Here is an 18,543-nt window from a genome sequence, read left to right on the forward strand (position 1 = left end):
GGGCTTGTGGACATCTTTCCCACCGGAGGAGTCGACGAGAGCGGAGGAGCGTCGGGATGCGAGCCGGGGGTCACGCCTGCACGGGAGCGCTGGCGGGGGCGCTGACGTCGTCGGCGATCGGTGGGCTGACCGGCGCCGAGCTCGGCGCCGCGGGCACGGCGGTCGGGGCGCTGCTCGGTGCGGGCGCGGCGCTGCTGCCGGACCTGGACGCGGACGGCGCGACCGCGTACCGCTCCGCCGGTCCCGCCACCGGTCTGGTGGGCGAGGCCCTGCAAGCGCTGGCCAGGGCGGCGTACCGGAGCACCCGGCTCCCGCACGACCCGCCCGGTGAACGCGAACACCGCGGGCTGGTGCACACGCCGCTGTTCGCGGTCGGGCTCGGCCTGCTCGTCGCGTGCGGCGCCCTGATCTCGCCGTGGATCACCGCCGTGGTCCTGGTGCTGGTGCTCGCGCCGGGGATCGGCGCGCTGTCGCGTTCGGGGCCCGGCTGGGTGCGGCGGAACCTCCGCACCCACCGGGACGTGCCGGCGCTGCTCGCGGCCGTTCTCGTCACGGCGGTGCTCAGCGCGTCCGGTGCGGTGGACCAGCTCGGCTGGTACGCGGGCGCGACCATCGCGATCGGCATGATCGTCCATTCGGCGGGCGATTCGGCGACCCGCTCGGGGATCCCGTGGTGCTGGCCGTTGCGCCGCTCCTGCGGTCGCTGCGGGTCCGGGTGTCCGGGTGCGCGCTGGCGCCGGTCGCACGTGCTGCCCGAAGCGCTGCGGTGGCGGGTCGGATCGCCGTCGGGCAAGCGGATCGAGCGGGTCATCGAGGTCGTCTGCCTGCTGGCCGTCGCATGGCTGTTGCTGCCGGATCTCGCACACCTGGCCGGGATGCGCGCCTGACGGCTCCGGGCGGTCCACGACGGGCCACTGTGGACGATGGTGGGGCCGCGTCAGCTGGAGGTGCGCCGGTGGGCGTGCGTGCTGACGCCGGTGGTCCGCTTGCCGCGGTCCCGCCTTCGACCTGCGCAGGCCCGTCGTGAAACGCCCGTCACCGCAAGGCGTCGAGGGCGGCCGAGGCGGCCTGGGCGATCAGCTGGTCGTCGTACTTCGCGTCCGCGGTCCGGCGGTCCGACGTGATCGCGACGACGACCGGCTCGCGGTGCGGTGGCCAGAGGACGGCGATGTCGTTGCGGGTGGCGTAGTCGCCACCGCCGGACTTGTCGCCGACCTGCCACCCGGCGGGCGCTCCCGCGCGGATCAGGGTGTCTCCGGTGGTGTTGCCGCGCATCGCCTCGGTGAGGATGGCCTGCTTGTCCGGGGGCAGCGCGGTGCCGAGGGCGAAAGCCCGCAGGCTGGTGGCCAGCGCGCGGGGTGTGCTGGTGTCCCGGAGGTCGCCGGGGGAGGTGTTGTTGAGCTCGGTTTCCACCCGGTCGGCGTGCGTGGTCGTGTCGCCGATGGCGCGCAGCGCCGCGGTGAAGCCCGCCGGGCCGCCCAGCTCGCGGAACAGCAGGTTGCCCGCGGTGTTGTCGCTGTAGCGGAGGGCCGCGTCGATGATCTCGCGCAGCGTCATCCCGGTGTCGACGTGCTTTTCGGTGATCGGCGAGTGGGCCACCAGGTCGTGCGCGTCGTACCGGACGGTCCGGTCCAGCGACGGGATGGAGTTGCGCTGGAGCACCGCGGCGGCGGCCAGCGCCTTGTAGGTGGAGGCGTAGGCGAACCGCTCGTCGCCCCGGTGCGCGACCTGGCGACCGGTGGCGGTGTCCACGGCGTAGACGCCCAGGCGCGCGTCGAATCGCCCTTCGAGGTCCTCGAACGCGCGGTTTCGCCCCTGATCCGCCGTCAGGGCCTGCTGCTGACCCGCTGCCGCGGGCCGGGTCGCGGTGTCGCCGGGAGCGCAGCCGGTCAGTGCGAGAACGGTCGCGGCGGCGAGCGCGGCGCGCAGGGTGTGCCTCGGGATCGGCATCTGTCGTCCTTTCCGGATTCGGTCGGTGCGCGAAGTCTTGCGAGCCCCCGGTCATGCTGTCCAAGACACCGGTAGGAGGTTTGATGCCGAAATCGCATAAGGTGAGGTGGTGGACCTCATCGCCGGCTGCCGTGCGTTCGTGGGCGTGAGCGACACGGGCAGCTTCACCCGTGGCGCCGCGGCCGCGCGCATCCCGCAGTCGGTGGCCAGTCGGCGGATCGCCGCGCTGGAACGGCATCTCGGCGGTCGGCTGTTCGACCGCTCCACCCGGCGGGCCGCCCTGACCCCGTTCGGCCGGGAGGTGCTCCCGGCGGCCAGGCGCCTGGTGCAGTTGGCCGAGGCGCTGGAGCAGGACGCCCGGCGGGCCCGTCGCCGGCCGATGCGGATCGCCGTGCCCGAGACGTGCACCACGCGCGCGCTGGCCGAACTCGACTCCGAAGCGCGCAGCCACGAGGTGTTCCTGGAGTTCCGCCCGGCGGCGCCCGCCGAACGCGCCGAGCTGGTCCGCCGCCACGACGTGCGCGCCGCGCTGGCCGCGGTGCCGCCAGAGGACGGGGCCTGGCGGGTGCCGCTGGGGGTGGCCGGTGCCGCCGCGCTGGGCCCGGGCGCGGTCTACCTGGAGAGCCTGCGCGTCGGCCGGTCGGGCCGGACGCCGCGCCGACGGGTCTGGATCCAGCCCGAGGACGACGTGCCGCACATCCGCGACCGGCTGACCCGCCTGCGCGACGCGGTGGGGCTGCCGCCGGCCCAGGTGGTCGCGGCCGACGCGGTCACCGCGGCGGTCGCCGAGGTGCTCGGCTCGGCGGACCTGCTGCTGTGCTCCCCGCAGCAGGCCCGCGAGCTCGGGCTGCACTGGCGGCCGCTCGGCGAGATCGACCTCGCCCGCGGTTTCGAGATCACCGCGGCCTTCGGCGACGACGTCGAACGCCTGCGGGCACCGCTGTGGTCGGCCATCGCACAATGCCTGGGAGCCGGGAGTGAGGAGAGCGGGTGAACGTCGAAGCCCTGATCCGGGATCTGCGCGGCGAACTCGACGACGGCGGGCTGGGCGGGTCGTTCCTGGTGCGCGATCTGCGTTCCGGCGAGGAGCTCGGCATCGACCAGGACCAGGAGCTGCCCATCGCCTCGCTGGTCAAGGTCCCGCTGGCCGCGGTCACCCTGGACCGCATCCGGCGCGGTGAACTCGACGGCTCCACCGCGGTGGAGGTGCAGCCCGGGCGGATCACCGCGCCGGGGCCGACGGGGGTGACCCGCTTCCGGCATCCCGCCCGCATCGCCGTCGACGACCTGCTGTACCTGTGCGTGTCGATCAGCGACAACGCCGCTGCCGACGCGCTGTTCGAGCTCACCCCGCCTGTCGAGGTCACCCGGACGCTGCGCCGGTGGGGCCTCCACGGCATCACCGCCCGGCGTCCCATGCGCGACCTCACCGACACCCCGGCACAGCGCCTCGACGCCGACGAGGTCCCCCTCGCGCACTCGCTGGCCATCGGCGCGGGCACCGCGGGGCGCGGGCACCACATCCCCCAGCTCGACGTCACGCGCGCCAACGCCGGGTCGGCGCGCGCCTTCGTCGACCTGCTGCACGCGCTGTGGACCCCCTCCCGGATCGACCCGTGGGTCGCCGAGCGGGTGCGCGACCTGATGGCCCACAACCTCCTGCGGCAGCGGTTGGCGCCCGACTTCAGCTCCGACGCCGCCACCTGGTCGTCGAAGACCGGCACGCTGCTCAACCTGCGGCACGAGGCAGGGGTCGTCGAACACGCCGACGGCGACGCGTTCGCCATCGCGGTCCTCACCGAATCCCGCGTGCCCGCGGCGACTCAGCCCGAAGCCGAGGTGCTCATGGCGCGCGTGGCCCGAACCCTGCGCGACCACCTGCGCTACCGGTGAGTCCGTTGTGGACGCGAGGGGGTCCGGCCGGTCAGTCCCGGCGCATGCCTCGCCACACGAGATCGGCGAGCTTCTCGGCCTGGTCGCGCCAGTCGTCGCTCGGGTCGAGGTGCAGCAGACCGCTCAGCCCGCGCAGCACCGTTTCCGGTTCCAGGTCGGCGCGGACGGTTCCGGCCTCGACGTTGGCGTCCAGCAGTGCGGCGATCGCGCCGATCAGGGCCTCGTGGGCGCTCGCGGGCAGTTCTCCGCAGGACGCCGTCGCGGCGCGGAGGGCTTTGGCCAGGCCGCGTTTGGTCATCATGTAGTGCGCCAGGTGGTCGGTGGTCCACACCCGGAAGGCCCGTTCCGGCGGGTGCGTCGCGAGCAGTTCCGGCACCACGTCGACGAGGTGGCGCACCTCGCGCTGGTAGACGGCCAGGATGAGCGCTTCCGGGGTGGGGAAGTGCCGGTAGACCGTGCCGACCCCGACACCGGCCCGCTTCGCGATGGCGTTGAACGAGACCTCGCCCGAGCAGGCCAGCGGCTCCGCCGCCGCGGCCAGGATGCGCTCGTGGTTGCGCCGGGTGTCCGCGCGCCGGGGGTTGACCGCGCCCGTCGTCATGGCCCCTCCCGGTTCGCCGCCTGGTCCGCCCTGAATGTAATGCACGAACCCGCCGGGGCCGGAGCGGCGCGGGAGTGATTCGTTGCGGAGCGGATTCCTATCCGCTAGCGTGGCGACCGTCGAAGTGGATGATTATCCGGTTCGTCTCGGCGGTGGCCCCGACACCGACCACCACCATGCCACGCCGTCAGGCTGCTACGCGGGCGATCTGCGGGAAAGAGACCCAGTGGACATCTCACTCGAAATCAACGGCACGACACGACAACTCAGCGTCGACCCCGGGGTGACGCTGCTGGACGCGCTGCGCGAACGCCTCGACATCACCGGCCCGAAGAAGGGCTGCGACCGAGGGCAGTGCGGTGCCTGCACGGTGCACGTCGGCGGCAGGCCCGTGCTGTCCTGCCTCACCCTGGCCGCCACCGTGCGGCAGCCGGTGACCACGGTGGAGGGGCTGTCCGACGGGGACCGGTTGCACCCGGTCCAGCAGGCGTTCGTCGACCAGGACGCCCTCCAGTGCGGGTTCTGCACGTCCGGTCAGATCATGTCGGCTGTCGCCGCGGTCCGCCAGGACGTCGAGGACGTCCGGGAATTCATGTCCGGCAACCTGTGCCGCTGCGCGGCCTATCCGAACATCGTCGCGGCGGTCGAACAAGCGAGGCAGGCTGATGCGTCCCTTTGAACTCACCGAACCGGCGACGGTGCAAGCCGCTGTCGCCGAGCCCGGCACCTTCCTGGCCGGCGGGACGACGCTGGTCGACCTGATGAAGCTCGACGTGCTGACCCCGCAGCACGTCGTGGACATCAACGGGTTGCCGCTGCGCGGCATCGACACCCGCGACGGCCTGCGGATCGGCGCGCTGGAGCGGATGAGCGACGTCGCCGCGCACCCCGGGGTGTACCCGGCCATCTCCCGCGCCCTGCTGCAGAGCGCGTCCCAGCAGCTGCGGAACATGGCCAGCATCGGCGGGAACCTGTTGCAGCGCACCCGGTGCACCTACTTCCGCGATGTCGCCATGCCGTGCAACAAGCGGGAACCGGGCAGCGGTTGCCCCGCGATCTCCGGGAACAACCGGATGCACGCCGTGCTGGGCACGAGCGAGGCGTGCGTGGCCACGCACGCCAGCGATCTGGCGGTGGCCCTCGTCGCGCTCGACGCCGAGGTCCGGCTGGTCAGCGACGGCGGTGAGCGCACCGTCAAGCTGGCGGACTTCTACCGCCTGCCGGGCGAGACGCCCGGGGTGGACAACGATCTGCGCCCCGGTGAGCTGATCGCCGAGATCCTGGTCCCGAGGCTGGACTGGGCGTCGCGTTCGACCTACGTCAAGGTGCGGGACCGGCAGTCCTACGAGTTCGCGCTGTGCTCCGCGGCGGTCGCGCTGGAGATCGGGGACGCGCACGTCGTCGACGCCCGGGTGGCGGTCGGCGGGGTGGCGACCGTGCCGTGGCGGCTCACCGCGGTGGAGGAGGCGCTGCGCGGCGCGCCCGTCACGCCGGAGTCCTTCGACGAGGCCGCCTCCGCGGCGGCCGACGGTGCCAGGCCGTTGGCGGCGAACGGTTTCAAAGTGCCCTTGCTGCGGCGGACCGTCGTCCGCGCGCTGCTCGAACTGACCGAGGGGAGCCGGTGATGACCAGTCGGCTGGACGGTCCGGCGAAAGTCACCGGACGGGCCAAGTACGGGGCGGACCACAACTTCCCCGGCATGGTCCACGGGTACGTCGTGCTCAGCACGATCGCGCACGGCGAGATCGAGGGCATGGACGTCACGGCGGCCAAGAGCGCCCCCGGCGTGCTCGGTGTGTACACGCCGTTCGACCCGTTGGAGCTGCGCCCGGCGAGCTCGCCGCTGTTCGGCGAGACCTGGGTTCCGTTGCAGGACACCGAAGTCACCTACTACGGCCAGCCGATCGGCTTCGTGGTGGCGGAGACCTTCGAGCAGGCCCGGGACGCGGCGTCGCTCATCGACGTGTCGTACCGCCCGCGCCCGGCGCGGACCTCGTTGCGGGACGGGCTTTCCACGGCCGAGGACGCGCCGCAGCCCCGGGGCGCTGAACCGTCGCTCGAAGTCCTCGACTCCGATGTGGAGTCCATTGAGGACGCTCTGGCGGCGAGCCCGGTGGTCGTCGAGCAGACGTACACCACCGCGACGCAGAACCACGCCGCGATGGAGCCGCATTCCGCGGTCGCGGTGTGGGACTCCGACGGTCTCACGGTCCACAGCGGGAACCAGGCGGCCTACCTCCAGGCGGCGGAGCTCGCCTCCGCGCTGGACGTGGATCCGTCGTCGGTCCACGCGGTGAACCCCTTCGTGGGCGGCGCCTTCGGCGGCAAGGGCCGCACGTCCGCACCGGCGTTCCTGGCGGCGGCCGCGTCCCGGGCCCTCGGCCGCCCGGTCAAGGCCGTGCTCAGCCGCGAGCAGGTCTTCACCGCGACGGCGAACCGGCCCGCCACGGTGCAGCGGATCGCCCTCGGCGCGGACCAGGACGGCACCCTGGTCGCGCTGCGCCACGACTCGTGGAGCAGCACGTCGGTGGACCGGTCCTTCGTCGAACCGACCTCGCACGGCACGTCGCGCGAGTGGTACGCCACCCCGAACCTGGCCATCAGCCAGAAGATGGTGCCGCTGAACGTCCCGCCGGGCACGTTCATGCGAGCGCCGGGCGAGGCGCCCGGGTCCTTCGCGTTGGAGAGCGCGATCGACGAACTCGCGGTCGCGCTGGACATGGACCCGATCCAGCTGCGCATGCGGAACAACTCGACCGCGCCGCCCGGCAAGGACCTCCAGTGGTCGAGCAAGCACCTCGACGAGTGCTTCCGCATCGGCGCGGACCGGTTCGGCTGGGCGCACCGCTCGCCGCGCGGTCGCACCGAAGGCGACTGGCTCGTGGGGCTCGGCACGGCCACCGCGATGTTCCCCGCACTGCGGTTCCCGGCCTCCGTCGAGGTCGCGCTGCGGGCGGACGGCACGGCCGAGGTCGCCACCGGCGGGGCGGACCCGGGAACCGGTCTGCTGACCGTGCTTTCGCTGGTCGGCGCCGAGTCGTTGGACATCACGCCGGACCGGGTCACGCCGCGGCTGGGTGATTCGGCGTTGCCCCCGGGCGGGATGTCCGGTGGTTCGACCGCCACGGCGAGCGCGGGGACGGCGACCATGGTCGCCGCGGCGAAGGTGATCGACGACCTGCTGGCCCTGGCGTCCTCGCCCGGGGCGCCGTTCGAGGGCAGGGAGGTCTCGTACGCGGAAGGTAGGGTGCTGGCCGACGGCCGGACGATGACCTTCGGCGAGGTCCTGCGGGCGCTGGGCCGCACGGAGATCTCCGCGATCGGCTCGTCGGCGCCCGGCGAGGAGTTGACCAAGCACTCGTTCAGCTCGTTCGGCGCCCAGTTCTGCGAGGTCCGCGTGCACCGGTGGACGCGCGAGATCCGGGTGTCCCGGATGCTCGGCGTGTTCGACGCCGGCCGGATCATCAACCCGACGGCGGCTCGCAGCCAGCTCATCGGCGGCATGATCTGGGGCGTGTCGGCCGCGCTGCACGAGGGTCTGGAGATCGAGGCGAACGGCCGGTTCGCCAACGGCGACTTCGCGGGCTACCTGATCCCGGTGAACGCGGACATCCCCGATGTCGACGTCCACTTCGTCGAGCACCCGGACACGCTGCACAACGACGTCGGCGCGAAAGGACTCGGCGAGATCGGCACGGTGGGCATGGCGGCGGCCGTCGCCAACGCCGTGCACAACGCCACCGGCATCCGCGTCCGCCGGATCCCGATCACGATCGAGGACCTGCTGGACAGCTGACACCCGCGGGCATCACCAGCCGAGCCGGTGGGCCCTGGTGATGCCCGCGGACCACGGTCGGGAAGTCAGCGACGGGTCGCTTCGACCAGCCACGCCGCCGAGTCGTACAGCACACCCCGGTCGGTGCGGTGGTCGGCGAGGCTGGCGCGCAGGGCGTCGAGCGCGCGGGCCCGGGTGTCGGCGTCCAGGTCCTGGACCATGCCGGCGAACTGCTCGGACACGAACCGGAAGGCGTCGTCGACGTCGCGTCCGAAGTACATCGGCTCGGTGAGCCCCCGCAGCCGCACGTCGGTGAAACCGGCCGAGGTCAACAGGTTCCGCACCCGGTCGGGGTCGCTCAGCGAGAACGGGCTCGGCGCGTCCGGCGGTGGTGTCGACAGGTCGCGACCGGCCGCCAGCGCGGTGCGGAAGGCGCTGATGAACTCGTTGCGGTCGAGCGGCTGCCAGGTCAGCAGGACGAGGCGGCCGCCCGGGCGGACGGCGCGCCCGATGTTGCCGAACGCCGCCAGGGGATCGCCGAAGAACATCGCGCCGTGCCTGCTGACGGCGAGGTCGAAGCGCTCGTCGCCGAAGGCGTGGACCTGCGCGTCGGCCTGCAGGAAGTGCGCGTTCGCCAGGTTTTCGCGTTCGGCGTGCTCGCGGGCGAGCTCGATCATGCGCGAGGACAGGTCCACACCGAGGGCCGTTCCGCCGCTCGCGCGCCGCGCGGCGTCCCGGGTCGTCTTCCCGCTGCCGCACCCGATGTCGAGGACGTGCTCCGCCGGTTCGACCGCGGCGGCGGCGAGCAGGTGCTCGTGGTACCGGGCGACGCCCTCGTCGAACCGCTCGGCCCGCTCCGCCCAGAAGGCGCCCTGGTCACCGTCCCAGGCGCGCAGCTGCTCGGCGTTCGCGGCGTCGACGTGCATCGCGGTGCTCTCGTTCATCGGGTCCGTCCCGTTCCTCGTTCCTGCGCGGCAGGAGCACACCCTAGAGCGTGATCACCGCACCGCCTGCTCGCGGTGCGCGTGCAGGCTGCTGAGCAGGCCGAGGGCCTCGGCGCTGGGGCTGCCGGGCTCGGCGTGGTAGATGATCAGCTGTTGCCCGGGGGCGCCGCGCACGTCGAACGCCTGGTAGGTGAGGGTGAGCGGGCCGACGTCGGGGTGGACGAGGTGCTTGGGCTCGCGGGTCTTGCCGCGGACCTGGTGGGTTTCCCACAGCGCGCGGAACTGCTCGCTGCCTTCGTCGAGTTCGGCCAGCAGCTGCCGCAGTCCCGGGTCGTGCGGGTCGAAGCCCACGGCCGTCCGGAGATTGGCCACAGTGGCTTGTGCCGTCCAGTTCCAGCGCGCGAAGAACCGCCGCGCGGCGGGGTCGAGGAAGGTCATCCGGGCGAGGTTGTCCACCGCGCGGAACGGTGCGAACAGCGCGTCGGCCAGGGCGTTGGTGGCCAGCACGTCCAGGACGCGGTTGAGCACGAAGGCCGGGGTGTGCGGGTAGCCGTCCATCAGCTGCCGCAGCTGCGGGCTCACCGCCTGCGGCACCGGCGCGGGCGGGTCTTCCGGCGCGGTCCCGGCCAGCCGGTGCAGGTGTTCGCGGGCGTCCGAGTCGAGGTCCAGAGCGCGGCACAGGGCGTCGAGCACCTGCGGGGACGGGTTGGTCTCGCGACCCTGTTCCAGGCGGGTGTAGTAGTCGGCGTTCATCCCGGCGAGCACCGCGACCTCCTCGCGCCGCAGCCCGGCCACCTTCCGCCGACCGGAATAGGTCACGCCCGCGTCCTCGGGAGTCCGTTGCGCACGGCGTGCCCGCAGGAACTCACCCAGCTCACCACTGCCCATGGCACCAGGCTAGGTCGCCGTCCGCGCGGTCGGGTGGGTGCGCCGCACCCGGTCACCGCGCGTCCTACCAGGACTCCCGCTCGCCGCTGAGACTCGTCGGTGCAGGACGAGAAGCGTCCGCACCGCAGCCTGATCCCGACGAGAGGGGCAACGAACCATGCCTGGACGACTCACCGGCAAGGTCGCGCTGATCACCGGCGCGACCGGCGGCATCGGACGCGCCACCGCGGACCTGTTCGCCCGCGAAGGTGCCCGCCTGGTCGTCACCGACATCGACCAGCAGGCCGTCCAGCAGCTCGCCGCGGACCTGGCGACCGAGGACGCCGAGGTGCTGGCCGCCCGCCTGGACGTCTCCTCGGCGGAGAACTGGAGCGAGGTCGTCGAGCTGACCCGGCACCGCTTCGGCCGCCTCGACGTGCTGGTCAACATCGCCGGTGTCGTGGACTGGCCCGGCATCGAGGGCACCGAGCAGGACGCCTGGGAGCGGGTGATCGCGGTCAACCAGACCGGCACCTGGCTCGGCATGAAGGCGGCCATGCCGCTGCTGCGCGCCTCCGGCAGCGCCTCGGTGATCAACACGTCGTCGGTGCTCGGCCTGGTCGGCAGCGGTGCCGCCGCCGCGTACCAGGCGTCCAAGGGCGCGGTGCGCCTGCTGACCAAGACCGCCGCCGTCGAGTACGCCACCCGGGGCGTGCGGGTCAACTCGGTGCACCCCGGCGTCGTCGCCACCCCGATGATCCAGGACCTGCTCGACGAGCAGGGCGACCAGCAACCCGACATCGTGCGCACCCCGATGCGCCGCGCGGCCGGTCCGGCCGAGATCGCGCCCGCCGTGCTCTTCCTGGCGAGCGACGAATCCTCGTTCGTCACCGGGACCGAACTCGTCGTCGACGGCGGCCTCACCGCGCACTGACCGGACGGCGCGTGCGCGGCGGAATTCTCGGTGGGGCGAATCCGCGGACGACGACAGCCGACCGGAATTCACCGCACGAACGTGTTCTTCGAAAAACGGTGCGGCGAATCAGCGCACGGCGATGAGCCCCACCCCGAGGGCGATGAACGCGCCGCCCGTCGCGGCGTCGAATCGGCGACGAACGGACTCGCGCCGGCGCAACCAGTTTCCGGCGCGACCTCCGATCACGCTGACCGTTCCGTCCACCAGGAATTCCAATGTGACCACGATTGTTCCGAGCACGGTGAACTGCACCCACAGATGGCCCAGTTCGGCGTTGACGAACTGGGGGAGGAAAGCGATCGAGAAGGTGACCATCTTCGGATTCAGCAGGTTCGTCCACAATCCCGCCAGGTACGCCCGGCGCGGCGACACCGCCGTGTCGACGTTCTCCACCGCGGGCTGCCCCGCCTTGCGGTTCCGGATGATCCGCACCCCGAGGTAGACCAGGTACGCGGCGCCGAGCACGCGCACCACCACGACCGCGGCCGGCACCGTCGCGAAGAGCGCGGACAGCCCCGCGGCCGCCACGGTGATGTGCAGGACCTCGCTGGTCGCCACCCCGGCCGTGGCGAGCAGGCCCGCGCGCGGTCCGCCTCGCATTCCGCACCCCAACACGAAAAGCATGTCCGGTCCGGGGCTGATCATGGCGAGAAACGTCGTCACGACGAACGCGAGGAGAAGGTGCTGGTCGATCGGCATGCCAAGGCCATTCCACATCGGTAGCAAGACTGGCGAGATGTCCTCATCCGCGCGGAAAACACGGTAGTAGTGCGCCGGAGCACAATGGCAAAAAAGGGCGGAAAAGTGCGCTGTTTTCACTCGATGCGGTGGAGCAGGACGTGTCGGCTTGCCCGTGAACCCGTCGCTGTGGAACCGGTGCGCGGCATTGCTGAAATCTAACTCATTCAGGTGTAGAACAGGAAAAAATCCCTGTGCGATCATGAACCGGAACCCAACGACGGCCCCAGTGATGACGGCATTCCGAGCGATCCTGAACTCCCGGCAGGCAGCGCCAGCGAATTTCACCGCAGCTGCCGCCGACTCGTGTCAGGCGTTTCGACTGAACTCGTCAGGGCCACCAGCAGGAGGTCCGTGTGAACGCTACCGAGGCACCAGCCGAGCGCGTCGTGCAGAACCTGTTCCCCAGCGTCCGGTGCACTGTGGACGAACTCCTCGGCGACTACCGCGACAGCTACGCCGAGCTGCACGCCCTGATCCGAGCGGGCGTCGACGAGGGCAGGCGCGAGCGCAACGAGTGCTCCCTCCCGCTGCTCGTGCACGCCGCCGAGACCGGGGACCCGGCACCGGCCGTGCCCATCGCGGCGGTGCACGCGCTGTGGTGGCGCGCGGCCAACGCCCTCGACGACACCGCCGACGGCGACGCCGTGGGCACCCTCTACGGGGCACCCACCGGCGCGATGCTGCTGGCCGCGCTGGACTGCGGCTACGTCCTGCCGCTGCGGTTGCTGACCGGGCTCGGGGTCCCGCAGTCGATGCGCTCGGCGCTGCTCGCGGACTTCATGGACGGCTGGACCGCTGCCCACAACGGCCAGATCCGGGACCTGGTCCACGAGGCGGGCACCGTCGACTGCGACGCCGTGCTGGCCACCTACCGGGACAAGAGCGGGTCCGCCTACCGGATGGCCGCGGGCATGTCGGCCCGGCTGGCCGGGTGCGACGACGACCGGATCCGGAGCTGGCGGCGGTTCGGCACCACCCTCGGCCTGCTCGCCCAGATCCGCAACGACGCCGAGGACGTCGCCGACGGACCCGCCGAGGACCTCAAGAACGGCACGGCGACCTACCTGCTCGCCCGCCTGCTCGACAGCGCGTCCGAACCGCACCGGCAGGACCTCCTCGCCCAACTGCGGCGCGCCCGGCACGACCTGGCCGCACGCCAGGACCTCCGACGACAACTGCTCGACCGGCGGGAACTCGTGCACGAGCACATCGAAGAGCTGCGCATCGAGGCGCACGCGATCCTCGACGACCTCGACGGCGACCCGCTCTTCGTCGACGCCCTCCGCACCCGCGTCGACGCCGCGGCGCACGATCCGACGGCGCCGCTGGCGACGACCAGCTCCTAGCGCAGCCGCGGAGGAACGGCGTGTGGCCCGCCGGATGTCCGGTTCCTGACAGTTGTCACGACGAGGCGGTGGACAACGTCGCTACCAGCGGGAACGCCCGCCGATCAGGATTGAGGGCATGGCGAAGCAGATGAGCCCGACCGTGACCGACCCGGACGCCCGCGAGAAGCTGCACCTCGCCCGGGTTCTGCTCGGTGGCTATGCGGCAGTGAGCGTGCTCACGCTACTGGCGATCGTGGTGTTCAGCGGTAATCCCGACATCGTCACCGATGCGGTGTGGATCCGCGGCTCGATCATCGCCGTCGCTTCGCTGATCACCTTCGCGATCGGTGTGTCGATGGCCAAGGGCTCGCGGAGCAGCTACCGCAGGCTCCAGATCATCGCGCTGGCCCAGGTGGTGGCGATCATCGTGATCGAGTCCGTCCCCGGCTCCTTCCCGGTCTGGTTCAAGATCGCGAACGGGGTGTGCGGTGCGCTGCTGATCACCGTCGTCCTGCTGACCTTCGCACGGACCGTGCGCGCCACCTTCGCGGCCCGGTGATCACAACGTCCGCACAGGCCCCGCTCGCGCAGCGGTACGGTCGCCGACGTGGCTGGCGAGGGGGAGTCCGCGGAACTGCGCGGCCTGGACGAGCGGCGTCGGCTGCTGCTCTCGCTGGGCATGCTCTGCTACCCGTTCCTCGCGGCCGCAGGCGTCGACCAGTACACGCGCGGCGCCGGCCTCGTCGTCTGCTACCTGCTGTTGGTGGCCATCTCCGCTTGCTACCTGGCCATCGTGGTGGCCTCGATGCGATCGGCGTGGCGGGTCTACTGGTGGCTGCTGGCGGTGCTGACGGTGCTGGCCGTGCTGGTCGCGCCGCTGGCCCGCGAGAACGTGCTGATCCTCGCCGCGCTGGTCGTGCCGTCGGCAGCGGCGCGCGCCGACGACCGAACGGCGTCGGCTCTCGTGGTTCTGGGTGCCGCAGCGTGCGTAGTCGTGCCGATGGTGGTGCCTGGTTGGAGCACCGACGCGAGCTGGTACTACGCGGTGGCCGTGGTGTTCACCGCGCTGTTGGTCCACGCCTTCAGCCGCACCGCCACGGCGAACCAGCAGCTGCGCGAGGCCAGGGCTGAGGTGGCCAGGCTGGCCACCGAGGCCGAACGCAATCGGATCGCCCGCGATCTGCACGACCTGCTGGGCCACTCGCTCACCGCCATCACCATGAAGAGCAGCCTGGCCCGGAAGCTGGCCGTCGGCGCACCTCCCGCGGCGCTGGCCGAGATGGAATCGGTGGAGCAACTGTCCCGTCATGCGCTGGCCGACGTGCGGGCTGCGGTGTCCGGGTACCGGGACGTCACGCTCGCCGGCGAGCTCGCCCGTGGCCGGGAGCTGCTGCGGGCGGCGGGGGTCGTCGCCGACCTGCCCACCGCCTGCGACGGGGTGCCGGAGGAACGGCAGGAACTGTTCGCCTGGGTCGTCCGGGAAGGGTTGACGAACGTGGTGCGGCACGCGCGGGCCAGCCGGTGCACGGTGGAGCTCACCGCGTCCTCCGTGGAGGTGCGCGACGACGGGGTCGGCGGCCCTGCAGGCGCGGGGTCCGGGCTGGACGGTCTGCGCGCCAGGGTGACCGCGGCCGGTGGAGCGCTGACCGCTGGCCCGGCGCAACCCCGCGGGTGGTCACTGCGGGTGGAGGTGTCGGCATGACGATCCGGCTGCTGCTCGCCGACGACCAAGAGCTGGTCCGCCAGGCACTGCGCGCACTGCTCGACCTCGAACCGGACTTCGAGGTGGTGGCCTCGGTCGGCCGCGGCGACGAGGTGACGACCGCGGCGCTGGAGCACCGCCCGGACGTCGCGCTGCTGGACATCGACATGCCCGGGCTGGACGGCCTCGCGGCGGCCGCCGTGCTCACCGCACAGGTGCCCGACTGCCGCGTGGTCATCCTGACCACCTTCGGCCGCACCGGTTACCTACGCCGAGCCATGGAGGCAGGCGCCGTCGGGTTCGTCGTGAAGGACGCCCCGGCTGACGCGCTCGCCGACGCAATCCGGCGGGTGATCGCCGGCGAGCGGGTGGTGGATCCGGCGCTGGCCGCGGCCACGCTGGCGGCAGGTGAGTCACCGCTCACCGCCCGCGAACGCGACGTGCTCATCGCGGCTCGCTCCGGCGCCACCGTAGCCGAGATCGCGGCTCGGCTGTACCTCGCCGAGGGCACCGTGCGGAACTACCTGTCCGGGGCCACCACCAAGACCGGCACCCGCAACCGGATGGAGGCCGTGCGAGTGGCCGACGAGCGCGGCTGGCTGTAACCACCTCTCCCCGCGTCGCACCTGGGCCAGTCAGTCCAGGTCGGCTGGACAGGCCCGAACGCCGCGGTCTCGGCTTGCTCGGCCGTGCCACCCTCGCGGAGTTGGCCGTGCTCGCCGCGGCCGGTGAACGGCTCAGCGATGTGGAAGAACCTGACGAGCGAAGGAATCCGCAGCCCAAGGCTGGTGTGACCGCTGCTGGTGCCCCCGGTGCGACTCGAACGCACACTGGACGGATTTTGAGTCCGCTGCCTCTGCCGATTGGGCTACGGGGGCTGGTGCGTGTCAGCATACGCGACCGCTGATCAACCTCGGCGGTCAGGGGCTCCTCGTGGGCGTTCCGGGCGAGGGGCTGGTCGTCGTGATCGCGGCGGGTTAGGTTCGCGGGACTTCGGGCGTGGTCGGACGAGTGCCGGAGGTCGTGATGGTCGATGGTGCCGGGGTCGAGGAGCGGGACGGGGATGCCGCGGCGGCCGGGTTGCGGCGGAGTCTGAAGAACCGGCACCTGCAGATGATCGCGTTGGGCGGGATCATCGGGGCGAGTCTGTTCATCGGCAGCGGGGCGGTGATCGCCACCGTCGGGCCCGCGGCGGTGCTGTCGTACGCGCTGGGTGGGCTGGTCGTCGTGCTCGTGATGCGGATGCTCGGGGAGATGGCGAGCGCGGAGCCGACGCTCGGGTCGTTCATGGAGTACGCGCGGAGTTCGCTGGGGGACTGGGCCGGGTTCACGATCGGCTGGCTGTACTGGTACTTCTGGGTGGGCGTCGTCGCGTTCGAGGCCGTGGCCGGGGCGAAGTTGCTGCACCCGCTGTTGCCCGCGGTGCCGCAGTGGGTGTTCTCGCTGCTGTTGATGCTGTTGCTCACCGCTACGAACCTGGTGTCGGTGCGGTCGTTCGGGGAGACCGAGTTCTGGTTGGCCTCGATCAAGGTGTTCACCATCGTCGCGTTCCTGGTGTGCGGCGTGCTGTTCGTGCTCGGGTGGTGGCCGGGGGCGCACCTGTCGGTCGGCAACATCGGGCTGGACGGGTTCTTCGCGAACGGCGGGTTCGCGGTGGTGCACGGCGTGGTCATCGTCGTCTTCTCGTACTTCGGCACGGAGATCGTCACGATCGTCTCCGCCGAGTCCGACGAGCCGTCGCGGTCGGTCGCCAAGGCCACCCGGGCGGTGGTGTGGCGGGTGCTGATGTTCTACGTCGGCTCGGTGGCCCTGCTGGTGATGATCACGCCCTGGCGGCAGATCCCCAGCGACACCAGTCCGTTCGCCGCGGCGTTCGCGCGGTTCGGGCTGCCGGGGGCCGAGCTGGTGGTCAACGCGGTCGTGTTCACCGCCGCGCTGTCGGTGCTCAACTCCGGGCTCTACACCGCTTCCCGGATGCTTTTCGCGTTGCACGGGCGGGGTTTCGCGCCCGGGTGGATCCGGGACGTCAACGCCCGGGGCGTGCCGTGGAAGGCGATCCTGATCTCCACCCTCGTCGGCTACGTCGCGGTGGCGATGAGCTACGTGGCTCCGAACACGGTCTTCTACTTCATCGTCAACTCGGCCGGGGCGGTGGCGTTGTTCGTCTACGCGATGATCGCGCTGTCGCAGCTGCGGATGCGGCGTCGGCTGGAGCGGGAGGCGCCGGAGCGGCTGAAGTTGCGGATGTGGTTGTTCCCCTACCTGACGTGGGCGACGCTGGTCGTCATACTCGCCGTGCTGGTCACCATGGCGGCCATCGAGGACAGCAGGTCGCAGCTGGTGCTCAGCCTGGTGAGCCTGGCCGCGATCCTGCTCGTCTACGTTGGACTCGTGCGGCCCCGCCGACGCGGGGTGTGATCAACTGCTCGTGGTGGATCGATGAGGTCATGGTCACGCCGCCGCTGCGCGTCAGGGGAAGGCCACGACCGGTAAGCTGCACTTTCCGGTGCGACAACCGCACCGGCGGAACCGATACGACCAGGAGGATCCGGTGACCACGCCGGCTGCCGAGGACCCACGCGAGGCAAAGCCCGTCGAACGTCGCGTACTCGTGGCCGAGGACGAGGCGTTGATCAGGCTCGATCTGGTGGAGATGCTCCGCGAAGAGGGCTACCAGGTCGTCGGCGAGGCCGGTGACGGGCAGGAGGCCGTCCGGCTCGCCGAGGAACTGCGGCCCGACCTGGTGATCCTGGACATCAAGATGCCGAAGATGGACGGTATCGAGGCGGCGTCCAACATCGCGGGCGAGCGGATCGCGCCGGTGGTGATCCTGACCGCGTTCAGCCAGCGGGACCTGGTGGAGCGGGCGCGGGACGCGGGTGCGATGGCCTACCTGGTCAAGCCGTTCGCCAAGCGCGACCTGGTGCCCGCGATCGAGCTGGCCGTCTCCCGGTTCACCGAGGTCCAGGCCCTGGAGGCGGAGGTCGCCGACCTCAACGAGCGGTTGGAGGCCCGCAAGGCCATCGAGCGGGCCAAGGGCCTGCTGATGACCAAGCACAACATGTCGGAGCCCGAGTCGTTCCGCTGGTTGCAGCGCACCGCCATGGACCGCCGCACCACGATGAAGGCGGTGGCCCAGGCAGTGCTCGACAACCTCTCCTGAGCTGAGAGCCTGTCTTCGAACTCTTTTTGGGTGGCGGTGCCGGTGGCGGAACCTCAGCGGCCCGCCCGTCACCCGACCACCACCCCCCACGGAGGCGCTGACGCGCCGCAGTCACATCGGCTCCGGGCGCCCCGCCTGATGTATGCCCTCTGTTCTGCTCAGGCCGGTGGCTTGTCGCGGAGCACGCAGGTCAGGTGCGCCGAGCAGGTGCGCCTGCCCTGCTCGTCGGTGATGGTGATCTCGTAGGTCGCGGTGGCCCGGCCGCGGTGCAGGGGCGTGGCCTCGGCCGTGACGATGCCCTCGGTGGCCGCGCGGTGGTGGGTGCACGACAGCTCCAGGCCGAGAGCGACCCGGTCGGCCCCGGCGTGCAGGGCCGCCGCGATCGAACCCACGGTCTCGGCCAGCGCCGCGTTCGCACCGCCGTGCAGCAGGCCGTAGGGCTGGCGGTTGCCGGCCACCGGCATGGTCCCGACCACTCGATCGGGGCTCCACTCGGTGAGCTTGATGCCGAGGCGTTCGGTGAGCTGCTCCTCGGTTGCGGTCAAGACGCGGTTGAGATCGTCTTCGCTGGTCATGGCTGTCGTGCCGGGGTTGTCGGGCACC

19 protein-coding genes and 1 tRNA gene are annotated in these 18,543 nt (G+C 71.6%); 13 read left to right on the forward strand and 7 right to left on the reverse strand.

All coding sequences use genetic code 11. The features are described 5' to 3' along the window. Positions 1 to 56: 56 nt before the first annotated feature. Positions 57 to 887, forward strand: a complete 831-nt coding sequence (locus NV263_RS08175; protein ID WP_263251957.1) for a metal-dependent hydrolase — start codon at positions 57 to 59, stop codon at positions 885 to 887. Positions 888 to 1,035: 148 nt separating this feature from the next. Here the strand turns inward: NV263_RS08175 and bla are convergent, their stop codons facing one another. Beyond that, positions 1,036 to 1,950 carry a class A beta-lactamase gene (bla, locus tag NV263_RS08180; protein WP_263251958.1) on the reverse strand — a complete coding sequence of 305 codons (915 nt, stop codon included), beginning with the start codon at positions 1,948 to 1,950 and terminating at the stop codon, positions 1,036 to 1,038. Positions 1,951 to 2,059: 109 nt separating this feature from the next. Here bla and NV263_RS08185 point away from each other — a divergent pair, with 109 nt between their 5' ends. Both NV263_RS08185 and NV263_RS08190 read left to right on the forward strand, forming a co-directional pair. Further along, entirely contained in the window at positions 2,060 to 2,944 is an 885-nt protein-coding gene (locus tag NV263_RS08185; RefSeq protein ID WP_263251959.1) for a LysR family transcriptional regulator, read from the forward strand. Continuing rightward, a complete protein-coding gene (locus NV263_RS08190; RefSeq protein ID WP_263251960.1) occupies positions 2,941 to 3,843 on the forward strand; it encodes a serine hydrolase in 903 nt (300 codons plus the stop codon). The genes NV263_RS08185 and NV263_RS08190 overlap by 4 nt, the downstream gene beginning before the upstream one ends. 31 nt (positions 3,844 to 3,874) lie before the next feature. On the opposite strand, the gene NV263_RS08195 is transcribed toward NV263_RS08190, so the two are convergent. After that, positions 3,875 to 4,444, reverse strand: coding sequence for a TetR/AcrR family transcriptional regulator (locus NV263_RS08195; protein ID WP_263251961.1), 570 nt, complete (start codon positions 4,442 to 4,444; stop codon positions 3,875 to 3,877). Positions 4,445 to 4,670: 226 nt separating this feature from the next. On the opposite strand from NV263_RS08195, the gene NV263_RS08200 reads away from it, so the two are divergent. From NV263_RS08200 to NV263_RS08210, 3 genes are read left to right on the forward strand one after another with little or no spacing between them, the layout of a single operon-like run. Beyond that, positions 4,671 to 5,123, forward strand: a complete 453-nt coding sequence (locus NV263_RS08200; protein WP_263251962.1) for a (2Fe-2S)-binding protein — start codon at positions 4,671 to 4,673, stop codon at positions 5,121 to 5,123. After that, positions 5,110 to 6,069, forward strand: coding sequence for an FAD binding domain-containing protein (locus NV263_RS08205; RefSeq protein ID WP_263251963.1), 960 nt, complete (start codon positions 5,110 to 5,112; stop codon positions 6,067 to 6,069). The genes NV263_RS08200 and NV263_RS08205 overlap by 14 nt, the downstream gene beginning before the upstream one ends. Beyond that, a complete protein-coding gene (locus NV263_RS08210) occupies positions 6,069 to 8,240 on the forward strand; it encodes a xanthine dehydrogenase family protein molybdopterin-binding subunit (protein ID WP_263251964.1) in 2,172 nt (723 codons plus the stop codon). Before NV263_RS08205 ends, NV263_RS08210 begins: the two co-directional genes overlap by 1 nt. A gap of 65 nt (positions 8,241 to 8,305) precedes the next feature. Here the strand turns inward: NV263_RS08210 and NV263_RS08215 are convergent, their stop codons facing one another. Further along, on the reverse strand, positions 8,306 to 9,163 hold the full coding sequence (locus tag NV263_RS08215; protein ID WP_263251965.1) for a class I SAM-dependent methyltransferase: 858 nt from the start codon (positions 9,161 to 9,163) through the stop codon (positions 8,306 to 8,308). A gap of 54 nt (positions 9,164 to 9,217) precedes the next feature. Then, the gene (locus NV263_RS08220; RefSeq protein WP_263251966.1) at positions 9,218 to 10,051 is read right to left on the reverse strand and encodes a helix-turn-helix transcriptional regulator; all 834 of its coding nucleotides are present in this window, start codon (positions 10,049 to 10,051) and stop codon (positions 9,218 to 9,220) included. Between the two features lie 157 nt (positions 10,052 to 10,208). Here NV263_RS08220 and NV263_RS08225 point away from each other — a divergent pair, with 157 nt between their 5' ends. Further along, positions 10,209 to 10,964: an SDR family NAD(P)-dependent oxidoreductase gene (locus NV263_RS08225; protein WP_263251967.1), complete on the forward strand. Its 756-nt coding sequence runs from the start codon at positions 10,209 to 10,211 to the stop codon at positions 10,962 to 10,964. Between the two features lie 108 nt (positions 10,965 to 11,072). On the opposite strand, the gene NV263_RS08230 is transcribed toward NV263_RS08225, so the two are convergent. Beyond that, on the reverse strand, positions 11,073 to 11,948 hold the full coding sequence (locus NV263_RS08230) for a LysE family translocator (RefSeq protein WP_263251968.1): 876 nt from the start codon (positions 11,946 to 11,948) through the stop codon (positions 11,073 to 11,075). A 152-nt stretch (positions 11,949 to 12,100) separates the two neighbouring features. Between NV263_RS08230 and NV263_RS08235 the strand changes: the two genes are divergently transcribed. From NV263_RS08235 to NV263_RS08250, 4 genes are all read left to right on the forward strand, one after another. After that, complete coding sequence (locus tag NV263_RS08235) at positions 12,101 to 13,093, forward strand: polyprenyl synthetase family protein (protein ID WP_263251969.1); 993 nt, start codon at positions 12,101 to 12,103, stop codon at positions 13,091 to 13,093. 118 nt (positions 13,094 to 13,211) lie between these two features. Continuing rightward, entirely contained in the window at positions 13,212 to 13,634 is a 423-nt protein-coding gene (locus NV263_RS08240; protein WP_263251970.1) for a hypothetical protein, read from the forward strand. Between the two features lie 48 nt (positions 13,635 to 13,682). Further along, complete coding sequence (locus tag NV263_RS08245; RefSeq protein WP_263251971.1) at positions 13,683 to 14,777, forward strand: sensor histidine kinase; 1,095 nt, start codon at positions 13,683 to 13,685, stop codon at positions 14,775 to 14,777. Next, the gene (locus NV263_RS08250; RefSeq protein ID WP_263251972.1) at positions 14,774 to 15,382 is read left to right on the forward strand and encodes a response regulator transcription factor; all 609 of its coding nucleotides are present in this window, start codon (positions 14,774 to 14,776) and stop codon (positions 15,380 to 15,382) included. Before NV263_RS08245 ends, NV263_RS08250 begins: the two co-directional genes overlap by 4 nt. Before the next feature lie 196 nt (positions 15,383 to 15,578). Here NV263_RS08250 and NV263_RS08255 read toward each other — a convergent pair. Beyond that, a tRNA-Leu gene (locus tag NV263_RS08255) sits at positions 15,579 to 15,655 on the reverse strand. Positions 15,656 to 15,803: 148 nt separating this feature from the next. Here NV263_RS08255 and NV263_RS08260 point away from each other — a divergent pair. Both NV263_RS08260 and NV263_RS08265 read left to right on the forward strand, forming a co-directional pair. Next, positions 15,804 to 17,195: an amino acid permease gene (locus NV263_RS08260; protein WP_263251973.1), complete on the forward strand. Its 1,392-nt coding sequence runs from the start codon at positions 15,804 to 15,806 to the stop codon at positions 17,193 to 17,195. A gap of 133 nt (positions 17,196 to 17,328) precedes the next feature. Beyond that, complete coding sequence (locus tag NV263_RS08265; protein WP_263251974.1) at positions 17,329 to 17,940, forward strand: ANTAR domain-containing response regulator; 612 nt, start codon at positions 17,329 to 17,331, stop codon at positions 17,938 to 17,940. A gap of 158 nt (positions 17,941 to 18,098) precedes the next feature. On the opposite strand, the gene NV263_RS08270 is transcribed toward NV263_RS08265, so the two are convergent. After that, a complete protein-coding gene (locus tag NV263_RS08270; protein WP_263254122.1) occupies positions 18,099 to 18,515 on the reverse strand; it encodes a PaaI family thioesterase in 417 nt (138 codons plus the stop codon). Positions 18,516 to 18,543: the final 28 nt, after the last annotated feature.

The organism is Saccharopolyspora rosea (assembly GCF_025643595.1).
Lineage (GTDB): Bacteria > Actinomycetota > Actinomycetes > Mycobacteriales > Pseudonocardiaceae > Saccharopolyspora > Saccharopolyspora rosea.

Excerpts from the sequence above, each read along its gene's own strand:
- NV263_RS08175 (WP_263251957.1), top strand. The coding sequence starts at position 57 with ATGCGAGCCGGGGGTCACGCCTGCACGGGAGCGCTGGCGGGGGCGCTG.
- bla (WP_263251958.1), bottom strand. The coding sequence starts at position 1,950 with ATGCCGATCCCGAGGCACACCCTGCGCGCCGCGCTCGCCGCCGCGACC.
- NV263_RS08195 (WP_263251961.1), bottom strand. The coding sequence starts at position 4,444 with ATGACGACGGGCGCGGTCAACCCCCGGCGCGCGGACACCCGGCGCAAC.
- NV263_RS08205 (WP_263251963.1), top strand. The coding sequence starts at position 5,110 with ATGCGTCCCTTTGAACTCACCGAACCGGCGACGGTGCAAGCCGCTGTC.
- NV263_RS08210 (WP_263251964.1), top strand. The coding sequence starts at position 6,069 with ATGACCAGTCGGCTGGACGGTCCGGCGAAAGTCACCGGACGGGCCAAG.
- NV263_RS08215 (WP_263251965.1), bottom strand. The coding sequence starts at position 9,163 with ATGAACGAGAGCACCGCGATGCACGTCGACGCCGCGAACGCCGAGCAG.
- NV263_RS08220 (WP_263251966.1), bottom strand. The coding sequence starts at position 10,051 with ATGGGCAGTGGTGAGCTGGGTGAGTTCCTGCGGGCACGCCGTGCGCAA.
- NV263_RS08225 (WP_263251967.1), top strand. The coding sequence starts at position 10,209 with ATGCCTGGACGACTCACCGGCAAGGTCGCGCTGATCACCGGCGCGACC.
- NV263_RS08230 (WP_263251968.1), bottom strand. The coding sequence starts at position 11,948 with ATGATCGCACAGGGATTTTTTCCTGTTCTACACCTGAATGAGTTAGAT.
- NV263_RS08240 (WP_263251970.1), top strand. The coding sequence starts at position 13,212 with ATGGCGAAGCAGATGAGCCCGACCGTGACCGACCCGGACGCCCGCGAG.
- NV263_RS08250 (WP_263251972.1), top strand. The coding sequence starts at position 14,774 with ATGACGATCCGGCTGCTGCTCGCCGACGACCAAGAGCTGGTCCGCCAG.
- NV263_RS08260 (WP_263251973.1), top strand. The coding sequence starts at position 15,804 with ATGGTCGATGGTGCCGGGGTCGAGGAGCGGGACGGGGATGCCGCGGCG.
- NV263_RS08270 (WP_263254122.1), bottom strand. The coding sequence starts at position 18,515 with ATGACCAGCGAAGACGATCTCAACCGCGTCTTGACCGCAACCGAGGAG.